At 48.6% G+C, this 5,359-nt stretch carries 6 protein-coding genes; 1 reads left to right on the forward strand and 5 read right to left on the reverse strand.

Annotated elements, in window-relative coordinates; all coding sequences use genetic code 11:
* Window positions 1–109: 109 nt before the first annotated feature.
* Entirely contained in the window at window positions 110–1,093 is a 984-nt protein-coding gene (locus DP116_RS04000) for an aldo/keto reductase (protein WP_169153944.1), read from the reverse strand.
* Window positions 1,094–1,343: 250 nt separating this feature from the next.
* On the opposite strand from DP116_RS04000, the gene DP116_RS04005 reads away from it, so the two are divergent.
* A complete protein-coding gene (locus DP116_RS04005; protein ID WP_246275473.1) occupies window positions 1,344–2,201 on the forward strand; it encodes an AraC family transcriptional regulator in 858 nt (285 codons plus the stop codon).
* Between the two features lie 153 nt (window positions 2,202–2,354).
* Here the strand turns inward: DP116_RS04005 and DP116_RS04010 are convergent, their stop codons facing one another.
* The 4 genes from DP116_RS04010 to DP116_RS04025 form a co-directional block, all read right to left on the reverse strand.
* On the reverse strand, window positions 2,355–3,551 hold the full coding sequence (locus tag DP116_RS04010) for a class I SAM-dependent methyltransferase (RefSeq protein ID WP_169153946.1): 1,197 nt from the start codon (window positions 3,549–3,551) through the stop codon (window positions 2,355–2,357).
* Window positions 3,552–3,597: 46 nt separating this feature from the next.
* Entirely contained in the window at window positions 3,598–4,179 is a 582-nt protein-coding gene (locus DP116_RS04015) for a bilin-binding protein (protein WP_169153947.1), read from the reverse strand.
* A gap of 93 nt (window positions 4,180–4,272) precedes the next feature.
* Window positions 4,273–4,365, reverse strand: coding sequence for a DUF3598 family protein (locus DP116_RS04020; protein ID WP_169153948.1), 93 nt, complete (start codon window positions 4,363–4,365; stop codon window positions 4,273–4,275).
* A 21-nt stretch (window positions 4,366–4,386) separates the two neighbouring features.
* Window positions 4,387–5,307, reverse strand: a complete 921-nt coding sequence (locus DP116_RS04025; RefSeq protein WP_169153949.1) for a HEAT repeat domain-containing protein — start codon at window positions 5,305–5,307, stop codon at window positions 4,387–4,389.
* Window positions 5,308–5,359: the final 52 nt, after the last annotated feature.

Below are 5,359 nucleotides of genomic sequence, written 5' to 3' on the forward strand. Positions count from 1 at the left end.
TGTTCTCTGCGCCCACCGCGAACGAGTGCGGGAGGAACATCCACACCGCAAATTCACTCTCTACGGTTTATTTTTTGCGCTTTTTCAAGAGATTAGAGGTGAAAAGGCTTTAATGATTGAGCGCTTTCATTTGCTGTTGTGCGTAGCGAGACCCAGCGGCGATTCCTTTGGGAGCAACCGCTTCAATTCGGCTCAACTCTTGAGAAGTCAGCGTAATATCAGTTGCGCCAATGTTTTCTTCCAGGTAGCTCCGTCGCTTTGTACCCGGAATCGGCACAATGTCATCGCCCTGAGCCAGTAGCCACGCCAAGGCAAGTTGACTGGGTGTCACGCCTTTTTCTTTTGCGATCGCTTTCACCTGTTCTACCAATTGCAGATTCTTGTAGAAATTCTCGCCCTGAAATCTGGGTGAATTTCTGCGATAATCATCTTCAGCAAAATCTTCTGGGCTGGTGAACTGCCCTGAGAGAAATCCACGACCGAGCGGGCTGTAAGCCACGTAGCCAATGCCTAACTCGCGCACAGTCGGCAAAATCTCATCTTCTGGATCACGGCTCCACAGGGAGTATTCCGTTTGCAGGGCAGTAATCGGGTGAACTGCATGTGCCCGTCGAATCGTGGCGGGAGCCGCTTCGGACATACCAAGATAGCGGACTTTGCCCTGCTGCACCAGTTCTGCCATTGCCCCGATGGTCTCTTCAATCGGCACCGTTGGATCAACCCGATGCTGATAGTAAAGGTCAATGACATCAACTCCCAAGCGTTGCAATGAAGCATCACACGCTTGATGCACATATTCTGGTTTGCCGCTCACGCCCAAAAATTGACCATCGGTGCCACGGACGTTACCGAACTTAGTGGCTAACACAACCCGATCTCGACGATCGCGGATTACTTTGCCCACCAATTGTTCATTTGTGAAGGGACCGTATATATCAGCCGTATCCAGCAGCGTGACACCGAGTTCTAAAGCGCGGTGAATTGTGGCGATCGATTCTTGCTCATCACGCCCTGCATAGAACTCAGACATGCCCATGCAGCCTAGCCCTAGTTCTGAAACCACCAGTTCTCTGCCGAGTTGACGTGTTTTCACTCTTCGTTCTCCTGATTTAACTTGCGATTTTCAGTCTTATCTTGCGGCATGGTTTCATCATAGGCTCGATCGGCTTTAGCATGAATACACAAACCTTGCAGATGATTGCCTAATCCTCTCAAGCAAGGCATTGGCAACGAAGAAATATTTCCTATAATAAGCACATGGTTAAATCAGTCAAAAATTCAACATGACGATTGAGACACTGAGCCACCAGACAGCGATCACCAAATGTGAAGAACTGGCGGCATTGGTTGCGAGGCACACTGACAGCAAGGGAAACGGTTTCCATACAACTGCGATCGATCCCTTAGCGTTCACGCGAGAATGTGATACTTCCAAAGCAATTCACAGTGTTAGCGAACCAATTCTTGGCATTGTGGTGCAGGGCAAAAAAGAAGTGTTGCTGAATGACGAAAGCTATTGGTACGGTGTCGCTCAGTATCTAGTTGTTTCGGTCGATTTGCCACTGAGTGGATGTGCGATAAAGGCGACACCCGATCAGCCCTATCTGGGATTTAAGCTGAAGCTAGACTCAGCCCAACTCTGTGACATCATTGCTCAAACCAACCCAGACATAGGTCAGAAAGAATCAGTCAGAGGCTGGTTCATCAGCGATGCCGATCCATCGTTGATTGACTGCGCCATCCGGCTGACAAAGCTTTTGGATACACCGCAGGATATCCCGTTTCTAGCACCGATAATCATCCGCGAAATCTATTACCGTTTACTCATGGGTGAACAAAGCGAAGCGGTTCGTCAGATTGCTACCTCTGGCAGCAACATGCAGCGGATTGCTCTTGTGATCAAACGGCTCAAATCTGATTTTGCAAAGCCGTTGCGGGTTGAGGATTTGGCAGAGCAAGCGAATATGTCTCCTTCATCGTTCCATCGCCACTTCAAGGCAGTCACCTCAATGAGTCCGCTGCAATATCAAAAACAATTGAGACTATTGACAGCGCGTCAGATTATGCTTGCCGAGAATGCTGATGCGACCCAGGCTGCTTATCAGGTTGGGTATGAGAGCACTTCGCAGTTCAGCCGCGAATATGCCCGCATGTTCGGTGCGCCACCGATCAGGAATATTCAACGTTTACGCACAGCCTGAGCGTAGACTGCTGCCTTACCCACTCGTAACCCGTGACGATAGAGGCATTAGCACTTTTTGATTGCCTCCTGGCATAGTACTGCAGTACTATAATACGCTCAAACGTAATAGAGATTGAACCAACAAATCACTCACTCCTCAGGAGTCACATTGTTACTGGGGGTTCGGTGTAAGCAGAATCAACTGGCGTTTTTGGAGCGATCGCACTCCTTCCAAATCCATCCCCGTGTTCTGTATTAATGTCTCAACCGTTTCCGGTGCCTGAGCATGATCGCACGCCTCTAAGAAAGCATACTCTGCTTCACTGAGTTTCGCGACTTGATAGTTATAATCTAAGATGACTTGACTTGGCCATCCTTCCATGCATGGACTGCGTTCGGGAATGGAATTGAGAACAGTCGCGTCATCTGACCAATCCATGCGGGATATTGGAGGACGACCGAGGAAGAATTCGTAGTGGCTGATTTCTGGATCAAGAAGTTCAGTCAGACGGTAGCGTTGACGTTCGCTCAAATGTGCTGCCCGTTCCATCAAATCTGGTTGTTGACCAATCAAGCGTTCCAATTGCCAGTACAAAGGATTTGAGAAGCCGATGAACTCTAACCCAGAGGCATCAATCAACTCAAACAAAGTATCGATGCGATAGTCTATTTCCTGGGGATGGACGTACATATCGGCAAAGTAACCATCGCGGTGATTTTCCAGCGACCAACGTTCCTTTTCCCGCTTCAGCAGTCGGTTATTTTCCGGCAGGTTGGCAAAGATTTCCCGACCGACTTTCACCCCATCCTCGTAGTCTCCACGGCGATCGCCTTGGAGGAGTGCGATCGCTTTTTGCATCAGGCTAATTTCCCAACGTCCCAATTCGGCATAGACAAAAATATGCATCAACCCCCCCGGAGCGAGCTTACCCGCTAGACTTTGTATGCCCTTAATGGGGTCGGGGAGATGGTGTAAAACGCCAACGCAATTGATATAGTCGAATTCACCGGATACCTGTTCCACATCATACAGACTCAGGTTGTGAAATTCAACACCATCAGCTCCGGAACGCTGACAACGTTCGCGGGCAACTGCGATCGCCCCTGCACTCAAATCAATCGCGACTACCTGAGCATGGGGATTTAGGTGTACGATATACTCTGTTCCTGCTCCCGTTCCGCATCCCGCATCTAAGATACGAATATTTTCCCGGTTAGGTTTGTGCCCCGTGCAGAAGTTATAAGCTGTGTTCCAATTCCACCGCCAGTTATATCCTGGTGGGGGTTCATCTAGAAGCGGATCTGGAGGGAAGGGATAGGTGTTGTAAAGTTTGGCAACTGCCGAGCTGACTGCGTGAGAGGAATCCATTGTTCAGTTATCAGGTATCAGTTATCAGTTATCAGTGTCTTGCTATTCACGGTTTGAAAGATTTCAGTTGAGTGATCAGATGGTCAAAATAGGGAGCGAGGGCTGCTTGCTGCTCAGAATCAATCCGTTTCAAACTAGCAATTTTAATATTTTCCAAGCCAACCACCATTGCATCTAAAGGAACTTGTAATTCTTGATACAGCATGTTCATGTAGTTTAGTCCTGCGGGGCTTGTGTAATCAGTACTCTGACCAGCAATTCCATACGTGATGCAGCGCAAAAAGTGCCAAAAATCACGCCAGCAGGCTTCGGCACGCCCTGGTGGGTAAAGACCACCTCCGGGTTGAGTAATGTCAGGGAAGGTTATCAGCACTTGAACTCTCGCTTCGTCTACGATTTCAGTCACGCGATCGCGCAACAGCCGTGCGACTGGAATGAATCCTGAGGTTTGGGGGGAGAGGGTTTGGATCTGCTGTAAATCTTCATCGGTGAGATATCGCCCCTGATCATCGGCTGCTTGAAACAGGGGAATGATCGCTCTTGGGTGCGTCGTCTCCCAGCTGGAAAAACTGACAATTCTCGCTTTTTGAATGAGTTCTTTGACTGCTTCACTGAGTTCAGGCTTCATGTTTTACCGATACTTTTTCGCTAACGTATGCTAACAAATACAATCTTGAAGTTCTTGTACTAACGTATTCGGTGTTCAGTCACTAGGGTTAAGCTACTCCATAAGTTTTCCCTGGGGCGAGACACGGGTGAATGATCCGTGCCACTCTCCCAGTTTTTGCAATACACAGTCCCATTGAGATTTCATATGACTTCCAGTCTGGATTTCTTATTCCCAGTCGTCATCTTGCTCTGACTGTTTGTCTATTTGAGAAATCGCCAACTTGATCACTGGTTGAACCCCTGTTTCACTTTCTTGCCCTAACGCCGCTTGCAAGGGTTCTAATGCCGTGCGATCGCCAATCTTCATTAATGCCAGTGCTGCTGCTTTGCGGCTTTCCCAATCAGGATGATGCAGTAACGAAATCAGGTTGGCAACTGCTGGTCGATAGGTCAAGTTGCCCAAAACTGCTGCTGCTTCGCACCGTACACTTGTGTCTGGATCGCCCAGGGCGTTAACGAGAATTTGAAATGCTTCTTCTTCGGGATTTTCTTGGAGAATTTTGCCGATCGCCCCAACCACAGCAGCCCGAACATCAGGCGATGAGGAGTCAATTTCCTTATAAATATACTCCTTTGCCTGTGCCCCGATAAATGCCAGCGCCCATGCGGCATGACCCTTGGTATTTTCAGAGGAATTTGAGTCCGCTAAAATTTCCAGCAAGGCTGGTACAGCTGCTTCACCTGTCCTCGCAAGCGCGCCGACTGATGAACCCTGGACAACTGTGTCCTCATCATTCAGGAAAGAGTTTACCAGAATCGGAACTGCTTTTGGATCGGCGATAATTGTCAAAGTTTTGGCGCTAGCGCGACGCACAACCACATTCGGGTGATGTGCCAATGCTTCCAATAAGAATGGGGTTGCCAACTCACCAATTTGACCGAGTGTCTCCGCAACACGCATCCTAACCAAGCCCCGTGAATCTCCCAAAGACTCAATCAAATTTTTGAGGAGTTCGTGATCATTGGGATTGAAGGTGTCCAGATCCATTTGCTCCTTAACCGCTTCCAGCAAAGCATCGGTTTGTTCCTGGGACGGAGGTATTAAATTACCGCCGGATTTCGTTTCAGAATTGAGCAAATCACTCATTATCAAATACCTATGAAATTCGTACTAACTGTAGGGGTGTAGGGGTGTAGGG

The organism is Brasilonema bromeliae SPC951, from assembly GCF_012912135.1.
GTDB classification, from domain to species: Bacteria; Cyanobacteriota; Cyanobacteriia; order Cyanobacteriales; family Nostocaceae; genus Brasilonema; species Brasilonema bromeliae.

Excerpts from the sequence above, each read along its gene's own strand:
- DP116_RS04010 (WP_169153946.1), bottom strand. The coding sequence starts at position 3,551 with ATGGATTCCTCTCACGCAGTCAGCTCGGCAGTTGCCAAACTTTACAAC.
- DP116_RS04015 (WP_169153947.1), bottom strand. The coding sequence starts at position 4,179 with ATGAAGCCTGAACTCAGTGAAGCAGTCAAAGAACTCATTCAAAAAGCG.
- DP116_RS04020 (WP_169153948.1), bottom strand. The coding sequence starts at position 4,365 with ATGAAATCTCAATGGGACTGTGTATTGCAAAAACTGGGAGAGTGGCAC.
- DP116_RS04025 (WP_169153949.1), bottom strand. The coding sequence starts at position 5,307 with ATGAGTGATTTGCTCAATTCTGAAACGAAATCCGGCGGTAATTTAATA.